16 protein-coding genes are annotated in these 15,010 nt (G+C 72.4%); 7 read left to right on the forward strand and 9 right to left on the reverse strand.

Annotation, left to right across the window (positions count from 1 at the left end; all coding sequences use genetic code 11):
- The first annotated feature begins 2 nt into the window (after positions 1–2).
- Positions 3–1,076, forward strand: coding sequence for a DMT family transporter (locus ACH4K4_RS35730; protein WP_398173535.1), 1,074 nt, complete (start codon positions 3–5; stop codon positions 1,074–1,076).
- Here the strand turns inward: ACH4K4_RS35730 and ACH4K4_RS35735 are convergent.
- Together ACH4K4_RS35735 and ACH4K4_RS35740 are read right to left on the reverse strand one after the other, a co-directional pair.
- Positions 970–1,593 carry a GNAT family N-acetyltransferase gene (locus ACH4K4_RS35735; RefSeq protein ID WP_398173537.1) on the reverse strand — a complete coding sequence of 208 codons (624 nt, stop codon included), beginning with the start codon at positions 1,591–1,593 and terminating at the stop codon, positions 970–972. The two genes, ACH4K4_RS35730 and ACH4K4_RS35735, sit on opposite strands and share 107 nt — an antisense overlap.
- Positions 1,594–1,724: 131 nt before the next feature.
- Positions 1,725–3,056, reverse strand: a complete 1,332-nt coding sequence (locus ACH4K4_RS35740; RefSeq protein WP_398173539.1) for an aminotransferase class I/II-fold pyridoxal phosphate-dependent enzyme — start codon at positions 3,054–3,056, stop codon at positions 1,725–1,727.
- Between the two features lie 35 nt (positions 3,057–3,091).
- Between ACH4K4_RS35740 and ACH4K4_RS35745 the strand changes: the two genes are divergently transcribed.
- Positions 3,092–3,766, forward strand: a complete 675-nt coding sequence (locus ACH4K4_RS35745; RefSeq protein ID WP_398173541.1) for a pyridoxamine 5'-phosphate oxidase family protein — start codon at positions 3,092–3,094, stop codon at positions 3,764–3,766.
- 11 nt (positions 3,767–3,777) lie between these two features.
- Positions 3,778–4,419, forward strand: coding sequence for an FMN-binding negative transcriptional regulator (locus tag ACH4K4_RS35750; RefSeq protein ID WP_398173543.1), 642 nt, complete (start codon positions 3,778–3,780; stop codon positions 4,417–4,419).
- Positions 4,420–4,467: 48 nt separating this feature from the next.
- On the opposite strand, the gene ACH4K4_RS35755 is transcribed toward ACH4K4_RS35750, so the two are convergent.
- The 5 genes from ACH4K4_RS35755 to ACH4K4_RS35775 all read right to left on the reverse strand — a co-directional run bounded on the left by ACH4K4_RS35755 (position 4,468) and on the right by ACH4K4_RS35775 (position 8,754).
- On the reverse strand, positions 4,468–5,463 hold the full coding sequence (locus tag ACH4K4_RS35755; protein ID WP_398173545.1) for a DMT family transporter: 996 nt from the start codon (positions 5,461–5,463) through the stop codon (positions 4,468–4,470).
- Positions 5,464–5,641: 178 nt separating this feature from the next.
- Positions 5,642–6,751, reverse strand: a complete 1,110-nt coding sequence (locus ACH4K4_RS35760; RefSeq protein WP_398173547.1) for an EamA family transporter — start codon at positions 6,749–6,751, stop codon at positions 5,642–5,644.
- Positions 6,752–6,800: 49 nt separating this feature from the next.
- A complete protein-coding gene (locus tag ACH4K4_RS35765; protein WP_398173549.1) occupies positions 6,801–7,331 on the reverse strand; it encodes a Clp protease N-terminal domain-containing protein in 531 nt (176 codons plus the stop codon).
- Between the two features lie 280 nt (positions 7,332–7,611).
- On the reverse strand, positions 7,612–8,211 hold the full coding sequence (locus ACH4K4_RS35770; RefSeq protein WP_398173551.1) for a PadR family transcriptional regulator: 600 nt from the start codon (positions 8,209–8,211) through the stop codon (positions 7,612–7,614).
- A 198-nt stretch (positions 8,212–8,409) separates the two neighbouring features.
- Positions 8,410–8,754, reverse strand: coding sequence for a MerR family transcriptional regulator (locus ACH4K4_RS35775; protein ID WP_398173553.1), 345 nt, complete (start codon positions 8,752–8,754; stop codon positions 8,410–8,412).
- A gap of 100 nt (positions 8,755–8,854) precedes the next feature.
- On the opposite strand from ACH4K4_RS35775, the gene ACH4K4_RS35780 reads away from it, so the two are divergent.
- Both ACH4K4_RS35780 and ACH4K4_RS35785 read left to right on the forward strand, forming a co-directional pair.
- Positions 8,855–9,658 carry an aminotransferase class IV family protein gene (locus ACH4K4_RS35780; RefSeq protein WP_398173555.1) on the forward strand — a complete coding sequence of 268 codons (804 nt, stop codon included), beginning with the start codon at positions 8,855–8,857 and terminating at the stop codon, positions 9,656–9,658.
- A gap of 152 nt (positions 9,659–9,810) precedes the next feature.
- Positions 9,811–10,635, forward strand: coding sequence for a PhzF family phenazine biosynthesis protein (locus ACH4K4_RS35785; RefSeq protein WP_398173557.1), 825 nt, complete (start codon positions 9,811–9,813; stop codon positions 10,633–10,635).
- 37 nt (positions 10,636–10,672) lie between these two features.
- On the opposite strand, the gene ACH4K4_RS35790 is transcribed toward ACH4K4_RS35785, so the two are convergent.
- Complete coding sequence (locus ACH4K4_RS35790) at positions 10,673–11,512, reverse strand: CPBP family intramembrane glutamic endopeptidase (protein WP_398173559.1); 840 nt, start codon at positions 11,510–11,512, stop codon at positions 10,673–10,675.
- Positions 11,513–11,674: 162 nt separating this feature from the next.
- Positions 11,675–13,201: a glutamate-cysteine ligase family protein gene (locus ACH4K4_RS35795; RefSeq protein ID WP_398173561.1), complete on the reverse strand. Its 1,527-nt coding sequence runs from the start codon at positions 13,199–13,201 to the stop codon at positions 11,675–11,677.
- Between the two features lie 631 nt (positions 13,202–13,832).
- Here ACH4K4_RS35795 and ACH4K4_RS35800 point away from each other — a divergent pair.
- Together ACH4K4_RS35800 and ACH4K4_RS35805 are read left to right on the forward strand one after the other, a co-directional pair.
- Complete coding sequence (locus ACH4K4_RS35800) at positions 13,833–14,420, forward strand: hypothetical protein (RefSeq protein ID WP_398173563.1); 588 nt, start codon at positions 13,833–13,835, stop codon at positions 14,418–14,420.
- 363 nt (positions 14,421–14,783) lie between these two features.
- Complete coding sequence (locus tag ACH4K4_RS35805) at positions 14,784–14,990, forward strand: DUF5999 family protein (RefSeq protein WP_360139235.1); 207 nt, start codon at positions 14,784–14,786, stop codon at positions 14,988–14,990.
- Positions 14,991–15,010 lie beyond the last annotated feature (20 nt).

The following is a 15,010-nucleotide window of genomic DNA, read 5'->3' on the forward strand; positions in this document are numbered from 1 at the left end:
CCATGCGCACCGCCGTCCCTCAAGGAGCCAACGCGGCTCCCGCCTCACCGAGCCCTGCCCGCACCGGTTCCTCCGCTGCTTCCGCCGCCGATGCCCCTGCCCCCGCGGCCACGTCTCCGGCATCGCCGGGTCCGCGGCGTCCCGCCCTCGACTGGCGCGTCCGGTTCGGCATCCTGAGTGGCGTCTGGGGATTCAGCTTTCTCTTCATCAAGGTCGGCACGCAGGGGTACGCGCCGCTGCAAGTCACCTTCGGCAGGCTGGCCTTCGGCTCTGCGGTGCTCGTCGCCGTACTGCTGGCCAAGCGCGAACGGCTGCCCCGCTCCGCACGGACCTGGGGCCATCTGGCCGTCGCCGCGCTCTTCCTCAACGCCCTGCCGTTCTCCCTCTTCGCCTACGCCGAACTGACCATCCCCTCGACTCTCGCCGGCATCTGCAACGCCAGTTCCCCGCTGTGGGGCATGGCGCTTTCGCTGGTAGCCCTCTCCGAGGACCGGCCCACCCGCCGCCGTGTCGCGGGCCTGGGGCTCGGCTTCCTGGGCGTGCTCACCGTGCTGGGCGCCTGGCAGGGCTTCTCCGGCACGGACCCGGCCGGCACGGCGATGGCCCTGGGCGGGTCCCTGAGCTACCCGATCGGCTGGATCTACGTCCGGCGCACCCTCGGCGGCGCCAAGGAGTCCAACGTCGCCCTGTCCGGCGCCCAGATGCTTCTCGCCACCGTCCAGGTCGGCGTGGTGACCGCCCTCTTCACCTCCGCTCCCGCCTCGTTCCCCGTCGTCCCCCTTCTCGCGGTCTTCGGCCTCGGCGCGCTGGGCACCGGCTTGGCCTTTCTGTTGCAGTACGGGCTGGTGGCGGAGGTCGGCCCGACCACCGCGCAGATGGTCACCTACTTCGTCCCCGTGATCGCCACGGCGGCGGGCGTCGCGTTGCTCGGCGAACGGCTCAGCTGGAACACGCCGGTCGGCGCCTTGATCATCCTGGCAGGCGCCGCCCTGACCCAGAGCCGTCCCCGCCGGACGGGCCCGCACCGCTCGCGCCGGCGGACGGCTGAGCGGAGTGACCGGTCATCTCGGCCGTGATCGCCCACCGCTCGTGGCCCCGCCAGGCACCGTCCAGGTACTGGAAGTGCGGCGCATAGCCCTCGCGCCGGAAACCGAGCCGTTCGACCAGTCGGAGGGACGGGACGTTGCCGGGCTGGATGTTGGCCTCCAGCCGGTGCAGCCCCAGCCCGGTGAAGGCGTACTCCACGACGAGGCGCACGCCTTCGGTCATATAGCCGTGCCCGGTGGTGGACGCGTAGGCGACGTAGCCCAGGGACCCGCTCTGGAGGAAGCCCCGCAGCACGTTGTTGATGTTGACGCCGCCGACGATCGCGCCGCCGGCGCGGAGGCAGACCACGAAGCCCTCATGGGTGGGCCGGTCGAACTTCGCCACGTACGCGCGGAAGGCTTCCGGCGAGGTGTCCCGGGCGGGGACCCACGGACCGTGCAGTGCGGCACTCTCGCGTTCGAGAGCCGCGATCTCCTCCCGGTCGCGCACGGAGACCCGCCGAACGACAACCCGCGGACCACGGACAAGAAAGCTCTGATCAGCCATCGCGCGATAGTAGTCAACATCGTCCCCTCCTCCTGCGATCCCGGCACTCGTTCCGGTTCGCCGTCGGCCGGGCGCACGCCCCCGTACGCCTGCTGGTGTGCTCAGTCGCGGTGTCCTCGGTCGTGGTCTCCTCAGTCGTAGCGGCGCGCCTCCCTTGGTCCGATGGCGGACGCGATGGCGTCCGCCAGGGCCGGGATCTCGCTCTCGGTGAGGCCCGCGACCGTGACCCGTATGCCGGGCGGCGAGTGCATACGGAAGCGCGCTCCAGGCGCCACGGCCCACCCCGCGTGCAACAGGCGGGCCACCGCGCCGGTTTCGTCCGGGACCGGAATCCATACGTTCATCCCGCTGCGCCCCCGGGCGGAGATTCCGCGGGCCGCCAAGGCGTCGAGCAGGGCGCCCCGCCGCCTGCCGTACGCGTCCGCGACCGCCTTCGGGTCCACCGCTCCCGTACGCCACAGGTGCACCATCACGTCCTGGAGCAGATGGCTCACCCACCCCGGCCCGAGCCGCTGGCGCCCCCGCACCCGGTCCACGGTCACGTCGTCCCCCGCCAGCACGGCGAGGCGCAGGTCGGGGCCGTACGCCTTGGCCGCGGAGCGGACGAACGCCCAATGGTCCGTGGCCCCGGCGAGCGGGTGCAGCGGGAGATCGACGATGTCGTGGCCGTGGTCGTCCTCGATGAGCAGCACGTCCCGGTGGCCGGCCAGCACCTCGCGGAGCTCCCGTGACCTGCCCGAACCCAGCACGGCGCCCGTGGGATTCTGCGCCCGGTCCGTGACGACCAGGGCCCGCGCGCCCTCCTTCAGCGCCCGGCCCACCTGCTCGGGCAGCGGCCCGTCGTCGTCCACCGCGACCGGCACGGCCCGCAGCCCGAGACCGGGAATCAGATCCAGCAGGCTCCCCCAGCCCGGGTCCTCGACGGCCACCGCGTCACCGGAGCGCAGATGCGCGCCGAGCACCCGCTCCATGGCGTCCAGCGCGCCCGAGGTGACGGCGATCGAGCCGCTCGGCACGCCGTCCGCCTCGAAGGCGGCACGGGCCAGCCGCTCCAGCTCCGTACCGACAGCGGGGGCGCCGTACAACGCCGGCCGCTCGGCGCTGCGCGCCGCGGCCTCGGCGAGCGCCGGCCCGAGAGCGGGCAGCAGCGCGGGGTCGGGGTTGCCGGAGGCCGCGTCGCGCACGCCGGGCGGTACGGGCCCCAGCGCCGCTTCGCGCGCCGTACTGGCCGGCCGCGGGCGTACGCGACTGCCCCGGCGGCCCGCCGTTTCGATCACGCCCCGCTCCCGCAGCGTCCGGTACGCGGACGCGACCGTATTGGGATTGACCTCCAGATAGACGGCCAACTCTCTTAGCGGGGGCAGCACTTCGCCCGGTTGGAGCTCGCCCGCACCGACGGCTCGCTCGACGCTGGCGGCAATCTCCGATGCGCGCCGCCCTTCGATCCGATACTCTCCTAGCACAAAATAAATTATGCACTAGTGCAATGGAGAAGGCAATGCCCCAGGCGACCCCGGATCAGTCTTTCGCGCCGACGGAGCGCACCGTACCGACCCGCGCCCGCGAGCGCGCCGCCTACGACCACGAGACCGTGCACGCCATCCTCGACGCCGGCTACCTCTGCCACCTGGGCTTCGTCCGCGACGGCGCCCCGGTCGTCCTCCCCACGCTCTACGGCCGCGTCGGCAACCGCCTCTACGTCCACGGCTCGACCGGCTCGCGCCCGCTGCGCATGTCCGGCGAGGCGGCCGGCCCCGGGCTGCCCGTGTGCGTCACGGTCACACACGTGGACGGCCTGGTCCTGGCCAGGTCCGCCTTCCACCACTCCGTCAACTACCGCAGCGTCGTCGTCCACGGCACCGCCCACCAGGTCACCGACCGGGCCGAGAAGACGGCCGCGCTCGACGCCCTCGTCGACCACGTCCTGCCGGGCCGCGCCGCCGACTCCCGGCCGGCGAACGCCAAGGAGCTGGCCGCCACCGCCGTGCTCCGCCTCGACCTGGAAGAGGTCTCCGCCAAGATCCGCGCCGGCGGCCCCAACGACGAGCCCGAGGACCTCCCGCTCCCCTACTGGAGCGGCGTCCTGCCGGTCTCCCCCGTGTACGGAACCCCGGTCCCCGCCGACGACCTCGCCCCCGGCATCGCCGAGCCCGCCTACCTCACCGCGCGCTGAAAGGAGCCCGCATGCTGATCCACCCGTGGGACGCGCCCACCGACGACACCGAGTGGCAGAACTGGCTGGCAGGCCACGACTTCGGCCAGCTCGCCGTCAGCGGCCCGCCCGGTGAGCCGCCCCTCGTCCAGCCCCTGCACTTCGCCTACGACCCGGCCCGCCGCGAGGCCGTCACCCACCTCGCCCGCCCCAATCCGGTGTGGCGGGCCCTGGAAGCCGCCCCGGCCGTCCTGCTGAGCGTCGTGGACGACTACGTGTTCATACCCGGCCCGTGGCAGGCCGACGAGTCGGACCCGCCCGAGCACGGCGTCCCCACCAGCTTCTACGCCGCCGTACAGCTCACATGCACCGCGCATGTCGTGGACGACCCGCACGAGAAGGCCGCCCTCCTTGAGCGCCAGATGGGGCACTTCCAGCCCGAGGGCGGCTCGGCGCCGGTCACCGCGGACGGACCGCCCTACGGGCGGCAGTTGGCCGGCATCCGCGGCATCAGGCTCGAAGTGACGGACGTACGGGCCAAGTTCAAGTACGCGGGCAAGCGGAGCGAGGCCGTCCAGCGGAGAATCTCGGCCCGCCTGGCCGAACGGGACGGGCCCCGCGACGCCCAGGCCCGCGCCCACCAGCAGCGCCGCCTGGCGGCCTGCCCCCGCTGACGGCACAGGGGCGCGCCGACGGCGGGCGGGCCGGTCGTCACACCCGGGTCAGCACACCGCTTCCGCTTGCGGCGCGCCCGTACGTGCCGCCACCGCGCCCCGCGCCTCCGCGACGGCCAGTCCGGCCACGGCCGCGAGCAGCACCCCCGTGCCCACGGCCGTGCCCGTCGTCAGCCGCTCCCCCAGGAAGAGCACCGCGATCGCCGCCGCCGACACCGGCTCGACCAGCGAGATCACCGACGCCGTCGCCGCGCGCACGGCCGCCAGCCCCGCGAAGTACAGGCCGTAGCCCAACGCCGTCGGCACGGCCGCGATGTAGCCCATCAGCCAGAGGCTGCGGCCCAGTTCATGAGCCTGCGGCCAGAGCCCTTCCACCGCGGCCAACGGCAGCAGGCACCCGGCCCCGACGGCGAACGCGCTGATCGTCGAACGGTACGGGTCGGCGGCGCCCCCGGCCCGTCCCAGCCGGCGGGTGGTCAGCGTCATCACGGCACACCCCGCGGCGGACAGCAGCGCCAGGGCGACCCCGGCCGGCCGCACCGCACCGGAACCACCTCCTCCGAGAACCAGCACCGCCAGCCCGCCCAGCGCGCCCGCGACCGCCAGGACGCCACCGGCGCCGAGGCGTTCGCCCATGGTCAGCCGCGCGCCGAGCGCGATGAGCACCGGCCCGGCTCCCATGGTCACGACCGTGCCGACGGCCAGTCCGGTGACCTCGACGGCCGCGAAGTAAGCGGTTTGGAAGACGGCCAGCGCCACCCCCGTGACGAGGACGCGTACGGCACGGCGCCGCAGCGGATGCTCCGGGCGGACGGCAGACGCCGGCGCGCTCGCCACCCGGCGGCGGCGCAGGACCGCTCGTGCGGCCAGCAGCAGCACGAGGCCGCCGACGGTGCGCCAGAAGGTGAGTGCCAGCGGGCCGAGGCCGCTGCTCCGGTAGAGGAGCGCGGCGGCCGCGCCTGCCGTACCCCAGGCGGTCGCGGCGACGGTCACGTACAACAGGCCCCGGCCCACGGGCAGGACAGGGGAAGAGACTCCATGCATGAGTGTGCTTCTCCGGGAGATCCGGCGCGGCGCGGAACGCCGCGAAACGGTCGCGTGGTCCCGTATGCGGGCAGCGACGACCTGCCCAGGTCCAGCCCGGGCCGGTTCTTCCTTCGGAGGCCGCCGCCCGCGCTAGGCGGCGGGAGGGGGCAGCACGGTCGAATGCACGCCCGTCACTTTAGGTGTCGTGCGAACCGGGCGACAAGCCGGTTTCCGCGCCGGGCTGCCCCCGCGGCGCGTCCCCGTGCCCCTCGTACGGCCGGGCCCGCCTCGGTGTCGACGACTGCGCGACGAGCGCTCCGGCCAGTACGACCGCCCCGCCCACGATCTGCGGCGCGGACAGGTGCTCGCCGAGCAGCACCCACGCCAGCACGGTCGCGATCACCGCCTCCAGGCACGCCACCACCCCCGCCACCTGAGGGGAGAGCCGCCGCACGGACAGTACGCCCGTGAGGTACGCCAGTACGGTCGCGACCAGCACGATCCAGACGAGCAGCCCTCCGGCGGGCACCCGGATACCGTCCATGTCCGCGCTGCCGCCGAGCACCGACCAGTCCATCTCCCAGGGCCGCGTGACCGCCGTCAGCAGGACCGCGCCGATCAGCAGCCCGTACGCGATCACGCCCAGCGGGTCCGTCGCGTCCGCGCCGTCGCCGCCGTGGTCGGAGAGCACGAAGTAGCCGACCTGACAGCAGGCCGCGCCCAGCGCCGGCGCGAGCCCGACCGGGTCGAAGCGCAGGCCGGACCACACCTCGACGACGCAGGTCAACCCGACGACGGCCAGCAGGACGCCGACGGCCGCTGCCCGCGTGACCGGCTTGCGCTGCACGAATCGGACCCACCCCAGCACCAGCGCGGGTGCGAGGTATTCGATGAGCAGCGCGACACCGACGGGGATACGGGAGATCGCGGCGAAGTAGCACGCCTGTACACCGGCGACGGCGAGCAGGCCGAAGCCCGCGAGGAGCGCGGGACGGCGCAGCGGCAGGCGTCGGTGCCGCCAGGCGACGGGCAGCATGAGGAGCGCGGCGCCGGCGGCCCGCAGCCAGGTGACGTGCAGGGGATCGAGGCCCGCGGTGATCAGGGGCTTGGCGGCCACGCCGGAACTGCCGAAGGCGAAGGCGGATATCAGCGCCAGGACGAGCCCCCGGCTGCGGGCGCGCGCCGGTCCGCCGTCGCTGCCCGGATTCTCCTGAACACCGGCAGCCCCCTTGCCCCCTACGGCTCCTGCTGTCCCTGACTTCCCATTGCTCCCGTGGGTGGCCTGACTCCCCGTAGACGTACGCATCGGCACATCATGACAAGACCTGTCAGGAGCGTCACCCCCGTTCGGCCTGTCATTCCTGGCCGGAGCGGTCCCCGTCGAGCCGGGCGGCCAGCCGCCGGATGTCGACCGAGGCCCGGCGCAGCACCTCGACGGCCCGCGATTCCGGGTCGTCGACGAGGGCCGCGAGCAGGTCCAGGCAGTGGGCACTTGCCGCGTACCGGGCGTGCGCGCGGTCGAGCGCGCCGTCCAGAGCGGCCGCCGCGGCGGGCGACCAGCCTGGTACCGCGTTCTCGTTCACCACCGGCACCGCGCCGGAGTCCTCGACGGTGCCGTGCCACTGGAGGCCGTAGCCGATGCTGCGCTGGACGAGGTAGCCGAGCAGCCGGGCGACCTGCGGCCCGCCGTCGAACGCCGCCCGTACGCACGGGTCCGACTCCAGGAGCCCGTGCAGCAGGTGCGCGGTGTCCACCTGGTGGTCGCCGTCACGCGTGGCCCGTCTGCGGGCAGCGGAAACCACCGATGCGAGCTCCGCGGTGAGCTGCGCTTCGAGGTCCTCGTGGCGAGGGCCTCCTCCGCTGTTGTACGCAGTACGGTTTTGCACAGTCCCCACCCCACCAGCCGCCGCTGCCCGGAACATCCCCGGCGGGGAGCATTCGCGCATCCCCCGGTAGTTGGGCGCCGCTTCCCGCAATCTCATCCTTGGGGAGGAGAGGCGGCGCGCCGACCGGGACTGACGACCCGTCGGCGAACGACGGCTGCCGCGCGGCCCGCCGGGCTGGTTGAGGCGAAGCCGTATGCCCTATGCCGCCTGCCGCGCCGGACCAGGGCCCGACGCGGCACAAAAGCGGCGAGTCGCCCGCGGCCGTACGCGAGGCAGCGGCTCACTCGTCCTCGGCGAGGATCAGGTACAGCTCCTTGCGGGCCTTGTTGACCACGGTGATGGCCTTCTCCCGCTGCTCGGGCGTACCGGTGGCCCACACCTGCCGGAACGCCTCGACCAGGCCGCCGCCCGCCTTGCGGATCTCGTTCATGGCCTCCCAGTCGACGCCGCGGCCGGCTTCCTCCCAGGGCGCGTCGGCGACGCTCTCCGCCTCCGTACGCCCGGCCTCGGTCAGCGAGAAGAGCTTCTTGCCGCCCTCGCTCTCGCTACTGATCAGCCCCTCGTCCTCCAGGAGCTGGAGGGTGGGGTACACCGAGCCGGGGCTCGGCTTCCAGGCGCCGCCACTGCGCTCGGCGATCTCCTGGATCATCTCGTAGCCGTGCATCGGCCGGTCCTTCAGCAGGGCCAGGATCGAGGCGCGTACGTCACCGCGCCGCGCCCGGCCGCGCGGCCCGCCGCGGCCCCGGCCACCGAAGGGCGGACCGCCGAAAGGCGGCCCGAACGCCCCGAACGCGGCACGCCGCCCCTCGAACCGTCCTTCGTAGTCCCCCCGGCCGCCGTGCCGGCCGTATCCGTGGTGCTCATGTCCGTGGGAACGCATGGTGACGCTCCTTCCGTATCGTCGATGGCCTTTCGCGACATCGCGTTGATCGGTCGCGATGCTTCAACGATATATCGGAACTGTTCGGATGACAATGCCGGGGCGCGAGTCGGCCACGTCCGGACGATCCGGGCCGCGCCGGCGCCCCTCACGGGCTCAGGTGACGGTTCGGCTCGCTCAGGTGACGGTTCGGCTCGCTCAGGCCTGTGCCAGGAGACCCGCGAGAGCGCCGCGGCTTCGCCGGAGGTCGTCGATGCGTTCGTCCGTGGCCGCCAACTCCCGGCTGAGGATGGACCGCACTTCCCCGCACATCTCGAACTGCGGCTGCTCGCCCCGGGCGCACGGCAGTACCGCGCGGATCACCTCGGTGGACAGGCCCGCTTGCAGCAGCGCCCGGACCTGCCGCACGGCGACCACCGCGCCCTCGTCGTAGTCGCGGTAGCCGTTGAGGCCACGCCGGGCTTCGAGCAGTCCCTGCGCCTCGTAGTACCGCAACAGCCGCGCGTTCACGCCGGTACGCCGGGACAACTCCCCGATCAGCATGTGCCGTGCTCCATCCCCGTTTGACCTTGTCATCGATGTGAAGCTTTAACCTCTCCCCCCGAGTGAACATTCCGTACGACCTACCCGCCGGGATGACGACATGACCTCTTTCGTGGCACAACTCAACGGCCGGACGGCGACCGCCGGGGACCTGGCCCCGCTCGCCTTCGCGGGCTACGCGCACTTCACCGCCGTACAGGTGCGCGGGGGCCGGATCCGGGGCCTCGACCTCCACCTCGAACGGCTCAGGTCCGCCTCGGTGAAGCTGTTCGGCCGGACCGTACCGGACGACCGGGTGCGGTCCTACCTGCGGACGGCGCTGGAGTCCGGCCCGGCGGACCTCTCGCTCACGGCCACGCTGTACTCCTCCCGGGGCGAATTCACCGCGGCCGGTACCGAGGTGGAGCCCGAGGTGCTGGTATGGACCGGGCCGGCCGCGAACGGCCCGGAGGGTCCGCTGGCGCTGGCGACGGTCGAGTACGAGCGGGTCCTGCCGGCCGTGAAGCACGTCGGCGAGGTGGCCAAGACGTACCTCCTCCGGCAGGCCGTCGGCCAGGGCTTCGACGACGCCGCCTTCGTGGACCGCCGCGGCCGCCTCAGCGAGGGCACGATCTGGAACCTCGCCTTCTGGGACGGCAGCGCGGTCGTGTGGCCCGAGGCCGAGATGCTGGGCGGGACCATGATGGGCGTCGTCCGGCGGCAACTGGACCGTCTCGGTGTCCCCCAGCGCGTCCGGGAGGTCACTCCCGCCGACCTGCCGGCGCTGGCCGGAGCCGTGGTCATGAACTCCTGGACGCCGGGGGTGGCGGTACACCGGATCGGCTCCGTGCCCATCCCCGAAGCCCCGTCCTTCCTGGAACTGCTGCACCGGGCCCACCAGGCCGAACCGCTCACCGCGCTCTGAACTGCCGGGCCGCTCAGGCGACCGGTTCGACAAACTGGACCCAGGGATACGCAGTCAGCAAGCCGCCACCCGTCCCGAGTTCACACTCAAGTAAGTCCACTTACCGCGGATTGGCCTTGGGTGGAATCAATGTGGCCCCATAGTCTCAGGCCATGAAGATTCGCATCGTTGACGCCTTCACCGACCGCCCCTTCGGCGGCAACCCCGCCGGAGTCGTGCTGCTCGACGCCGACGGCTTCCCCGACGACGGCTGGCTCCAGCACGTCGCCGCCGAGGTCAACCTCGCCGAGACCGCCTTCGCCCATCCGCTGCCCGCGGGCGGTGACGCCGACTGGGCGCTGCGCTGGTTCACCCCGGCCACCGAGGTGAACATGTGCGGGCACGCCACTTTGGCCACCGCGCACGTCCTGGACACCACCGCGACCGCCACCGGAACGGTCCGCTTCGCCACCCGCAGCGGCGTGCTGACCACGGTGGCCGGCTCCGGCGGCTCGGTCACCATGGACTTCCCGACGGCCCCGTTGACTCCGGTCGACGTGTCGCCGGTCGTCGCCGAGGCGCTGGGGGCCGAGATCCGTTGCGCGTTCGACACCGGTGAGAACGTCGGCGATCTCCTCGTCGAGCTGGCCGACGAGAAGTCGGTACGGGCGCTGGAGCCGGACCTCAAGGCCCTCGCCGGGGTCGGCGGCCGCGGTGTGATCGCCACCGCCGGGGCCGAAGCGCCCGACGGCGGCTACGACTTCGCCACCCGCTGCTTTTTCCCGGCCGTGGGCATCGACGAGGACCCGGTGACGGGCAGCGCGCACACCGCCCTCGCCCCGTTCTGGGCGGCCCGGCTGGGCCGGAACGAACTCACCGGCCTCCAGGGCCCGGCCCGCCGCACCGGCCTGGTACGTGTCGCGCTGCGCGACGACCGTACGCTGCTCACCGGCTCGGCCGTCACCGTCATCGACGGCGAACTCCTCGTCGCCCCCTGAGGCCGTTACGGGCCCGGCACCGGGCCGGGCCCGCCCCTCACACCGTGGGCAGCCACCCCACCTTCCCCGCCAGCAGCGCGTACCCCAGGAACGCCACGACGTCGATCAGCGCGTGCGCGGCGACCAGCGGGCCGACCCGCCCCCACCGCCGGTACAGCACCACGAAGATCACGCCCATGACCATGTTCCCGAAGAACCCGCCGATCCCCTGGTAGAGGTGGTACGAGCCGCGCAGCACCGAACTCGCCAGCAGTGCCGCCACCGGGGCCCACCGCAGCTGCCCGAGCCTGCGGAGCAGGTACCCGACGACGATGACCTCCTCCACCACGGCGTTCTGTACGGCGGAGGCGATCAGCACCGGGAACTTCCACCACACGCCGGGCAGCGACTCCGGCACCACCGTCAGGTTGAAGCCGGCCGCCCGCGCCCCCAGGTAGAGCAGCAGCCCGCTGCCCCCGATGACCGCCGCGACGCCGGCGCCCCGGCCCAGGTCGAAACCGGGCTTCAGCCGGTCGAAACCGATCGCGTGCAGGCCGCCGGCGCGCTCCCGCAGCAGGAAGTGCGCCACCAGCGCCACGGGCACCAGCGCGGTGGCGATGCCGAACACCTGCCAGGCCAGGTCGAGCCAGGGGCGGCCCGGCGCGTGCGAGGAGTTGAGCATGGCGGCCTGGTCCTTGAGCCCGCCGGGCTTGGTCAGCGACCCGACGAAGCTGATGAGCGCGGACACGCCGCTGGCGCCGAGCGAAAGCGCCAGGACGAGCACCGTCTCGCTGCGCAGCAGCCGCCGCGAAAGCCCGCCGTCCAGGCTCCCGCCCGGCTCCGGCCTCCCTGGGCCCGGGGTTTCCGCACCGGTCACGGGACTCGCGTCCGACTGCACAGCTGCCTCCAGTTCCGCACTACCGCCATGGAACGTCATAGCTTGCCCGACATCTCCACAACGAGTAGCACGGGCGCCGGTCCGGCGGCGCCGGGCCCCTGCGCTCACCTACGGGCGCCGCGCCCCGCCACCGCCGTCACCCACCGGCGGCACCGGTCCGCCTCAGCCCCACCCGGCCCCCACCGGCGCAGCCGACCACTCGACGGGCCAGGCGTGTACCGGCTCGCCCGTGTGCATCAGTTCGCTGTAGCGCTGGGTCATCGCGGCCAGTGCCGCGCCGCGGTCCAGACCGCGCGCGAGGGCGTGGTGGTAGGCGGCCGCCTGCCAGGACGCGCCGTTGACGCGGCGGCGGCAGCGTGCGTCGATGACGCCCAGGTAGTGGTCCCGGTCGGCCGGTTCGACGCCCCAGGAGTCCAGGCCGGCGGCGGCCATGGGCAGCAGGTCCTGGCGTACCAGGCGTACGGCGGAGACGTCGGCGAGGCCGCCGGAGCGGCCGGGGCGCGGCCACTTCAGTACGGCGTCGATGCCGCGGCGGCAGGCGGTGTCGAAGTTCTCCGCCGCTGCGGCGAACGGCATCCGGGTCCACACCGGGCGCGGTTCCTCGGCCAGGGTGCGGACCAACCCGTAATAGAAGGCCGTGTTGGCGATGACGTCGGTGACGGTGGGGCCCGCTGGCAGCACCCGGTTCTCGACCCTGAGGTGCGGTACGCCGTCGGCCACGCCGTACACCGGCCGGTTCCAGCGGTAGACGGTGCCGTTGTGCAGCACCAGTTCCGCCAGGCTCGGCACCCCGCCCCCGTCGAGTACGGCGAGCGGCTCCTCGTCCGAGTGGATCGGCAGCAGCGGCGGGAAGAACCGCAGGTTCTCCTCGAAGAGGTCGAGGGGCGCGTCGATCCAGCGCTCCCCGAACCAGGTGCGCGGACGGACGCCCTGGGCCCGCAGTTCCGGCGGCCGGACGTCGGTGGCCTGCTGGAACACCGGCGGGCGGGACTCGCGCCACAGCTCGCGGCCGAAGACGAAGGGCGAGTTGGCGCCGACCGCGATCTGTACGGCGGCGATGGCCTGGGCCGCGTTCCAGACCGCGGCGAAACGGTTCGGCGTGACCTGGAGGTGCAGCTGCACCGAGGTGCACGCGGCCTCGGGCGCGATGGAGGCCGACGAGGAGACCAAGCGCTCCACGCCCTCCAGGTCGATCTGGAAGTCCTCGCCGCGAGCGGCCCTCATCTGGTCGTTGAGCAGTACGTAACGATCGATCTCCGAAAGGTTGGAGGCGACCAGGTCCTCGGCGGCGAGGGTCGGCAGAATACCGATCATCACGATGCGGGCGGCCACTTCGGCCGCCTTGCGGTCGGCATAGGCCAGACCCGTGCGGAGTTCTTCGGCGAGCTGGTCGAGAACGCGCCCGGACAGCCGGTGCGGGAGGATATTCACTTCAAGATTGCACTGTGCCAGTTCCGTCTGGAAATCCCGGCTCGCGATGCGCTCCAGGACCTGCGAGTTCATCATCCGCGGCATGCCGTCGGGCCCGGCCAGGTTCAATTCGATCTCCAGCCCCATGAGGTTCTTGGGGCGGTCGAACCGCTTGTCGTCCAGGAGTCTCCGCAATCCCGTCAGACACTCGTACAGCTTTCTGCGATACCGTTGCCGGTCGGTGAGATCGATGCCGCCCGCCGCAACCTTCTCCCCCATCGGAGCGTCCCTCCTCGTATCGACGGGTCCGGCGCCGCGGGCCGCGCAGGACCTGCCGTGACGCCGGGGGCTCTCGGTGCCGCCGGGGCTCCCCGGCGGCGCCAGGCGATCGCGCTACGGTCGATGATGCCCGGCAATCCGATCGATAACGCCTCGGACATGCGCCGGAAACGATAAGCTCCAAGGGACGGGCGCCCTGGCACATTCCGAGGGCATACCGTCGCGACCAGAGTCCGGCGCATTGCCCTCGGAGGGAAAGGCGTCGTGATCCGGAAAAAGACCGTCCAGTTCCGGCCTACCATGTTCACGGCGAAATGCGAGGCCGCCGGGTTGCGCACCGCGCAAAGGCACCGAAAACACCTCGCCGGCCGGTCCGGATTCCGCCTTGCCGGTAATCCGCGAAGCCGCTAGACGAAACACTTGGTGAACACTCGTCGTATAAACTTCGCTGACGAGGCAGAGAGTTGGCGCCCAGCGTCGCGGTGTTGCACCGGGGCTGTGGCAATGCGGCTGACCCCGCCGGGCCGACATCCCCGGTCGGCCACGCTCTGGCGCTCTGACCCCGCACGCTGACGACGCCGTCCGCACTTGCCCAGCACCACCGTGTCTCCCAAGTGAGAGGCGACCCACCATGCCGCTGCATGTTCCCCCTGCCCCCGCGCCTGCCCTCCGCAGCGTCCTCGCCGCCCTCGGCTCCCCCACCGCCGTACGCGAGGCCCGTACCCCCGCCCTCCGTGCCCACCAGGGCCCGCTCAGTGCCGAACTCCCCCTACCTGTGCACGTGTTGGACGACATCAGCCACCCCGCCGGGCCGCCCCGCACCCGGCTGGCCGGCTGGCGGTTCCTGATCCGTAGCGGCGAACGGGCCGTGGCGACCGCGGAAGCCATGCTCACCGCCGACGGCTGGACCTTCTCGCATTTCTGCGAGGGTCCCTACGTCACATCGACCGAACGGGCACTGCGTCAGGCGGAGTCCGTCACCGCCGCATACCAGCCACGTCTGCTGTCGGTGCCGGAGCTGTACATGCTCACCCTGTGGCTGCACCACGACACCGGTGCGGACGGGTCCGAGGGTGCGCTCGCACCGGGTGATTTTCTCGTACCGCTGGCACCGGCCCCGCCGGGCATCGCCGCCCACCGGCCCCACCGGGTGGCGGATCTGCTGCCCCGGCTGACCCTGCGCCTGGCGCCCGTACCCCTGCTGAGCTCGCCCGCCTGAGGTCTCGCAGGGGTTCTGTGCGGCGAACGGCCGAGGTCGCACCACCGCAACCGCGCACAGGAGCACACTGCCTCACAGGATCGCGCCCCGCGCCCGTCACGGACGCGGGGCGCTCCGCTGCGCTCACCCGCGCGGAGTACGCGTCCGCCCCATCCCAACCCCCCACCGATTCCGCACACTTGAACTGAACCGACCGCACGGGTGATGCGTCATTATCTAGTGAGTGCCGCTGCAGCCAAATCCCTGCGGAATCCGGCCCGTGGGGCAACACTGGTATCGACCTACTGAAACGGGGGAGCGGCCATGAGCATCTCGTCGAGCCGCAGGACGAATCAGCCCACATCGCAGCGAAAGACTTCATCCATGTGCCAGCACCAACCGCCGTGCCCGACCGCAGACTCCGCCGACCGGGAGGCCGCCCATCTCGTGGCGCACCACCCGGAGCAGGGCTGGAGCCTGCTGTGCAACGGTGTCCTCCTCTTCGAGGACACCGGTGAACTGCTGCCGGACGGCCAGGTCATCGCGCCGCACCGGACGCTGGGCACGCCGCAGGTGGCGACCGCCGCCTGACCACACGAGGCACTGCACCA

Source organism: Streptomyces sp. NPDC017529 (assembly GCF_044329785.1).
Lineage (GTDB): Bacteria > Actinomycetota > Actinomycetes > Streptomycetales > Streptomycetaceae > Streptomyces.

Coding starts and splice junctions, on each gene's coding strand:
- ACH4K4_RS35730 (WP_398173535.1), top strand. CDS start 3: ATGCGCACCGCCGTCCCTCAAGGAGCCAACGCGGCTCCCGCCTCACCG.
- ACH4K4_RS35735 (WP_398173537.1), bottom strand. CDS start 1,593: ATGGCTGATCAGAGCTTTCTTGTCCGTGGTCCGCGGGTTGTCGTTCGG.
- ACH4K4_RS35745 (WP_398173541.1), top strand. CDS start 3,092: ATGCCCCAGGCGACCCCGGATCAGTCTTTCGCGCCGACGGAGCGCACC.
- ACH4K4_RS35750 (WP_398173543.1), top strand. CDS start 3,778: ATGCTGATCCACCCGTGGGACGCGCCCACCGACGACACCGAGTGGCAG.
- ACH4K4_RS35755 (WP_398173545.1), bottom strand. CDS start 5,463: ATGCATGGAGTCTCTTCCCCTGTCCTGCCCGTGGGCCGGGGCCTGTTG.
- ACH4K4_RS35760 (WP_398173547.1), bottom strand. CDS start 6,751: ATGCGTACGTCTACGGGGAGTCAGGCCACCCACGGGAGCAATGGGAAG.
- ACH4K4_RS35770 (WP_398173551.1), bottom strand. CDS start 8,211: ATGCGTTCCCACGGACATGAGCACCACGGATACGGCCGGCACGGCGGC.
- ACH4K4_RS35775 (WP_398173553.1), bottom strand. CDS start 8,754: ATGCTGATCGGGGAGTTGTCCCGGCGTACCGGCGTGAACGCGCGGCTG.
- ACH4K4_RS35780 (WP_398173555.1), top strand. CDS start 8,855: ATGACCTCTTTCGTGGCACAACTCAACGGCCGGACGGCGACCGCCGGG.
- ACH4K4_RS35785 (WP_398173557.1), top strand. CDS start 9,811: ATGAAGATTCGCATCGTTGACGCCTTCACCGACCGCCCCTTCGGCGGC.
- ACH4K4_RS35795 (WP_398173561.1), bottom strand. CDS start 13,201: ATGGGGGAGAAGGTTGCGGCGGGCGGCATCGATCTCACCGACCGGCAA.
- ACH4K4_RS35800 (WP_398173563.1), top strand. CDS start 13,833: ATGCCGCTGCATGTTCCCCCTGCCCCCGCGCCTGCCCTCCGCAGCGTC.
- ACH4K4_RS35805 (WP_360139235.1), top strand. CDS start 14,784: ATGTGCCAGCACCAACCGCCGTGCCCGACCGCAGACTCCGCCGACCGG.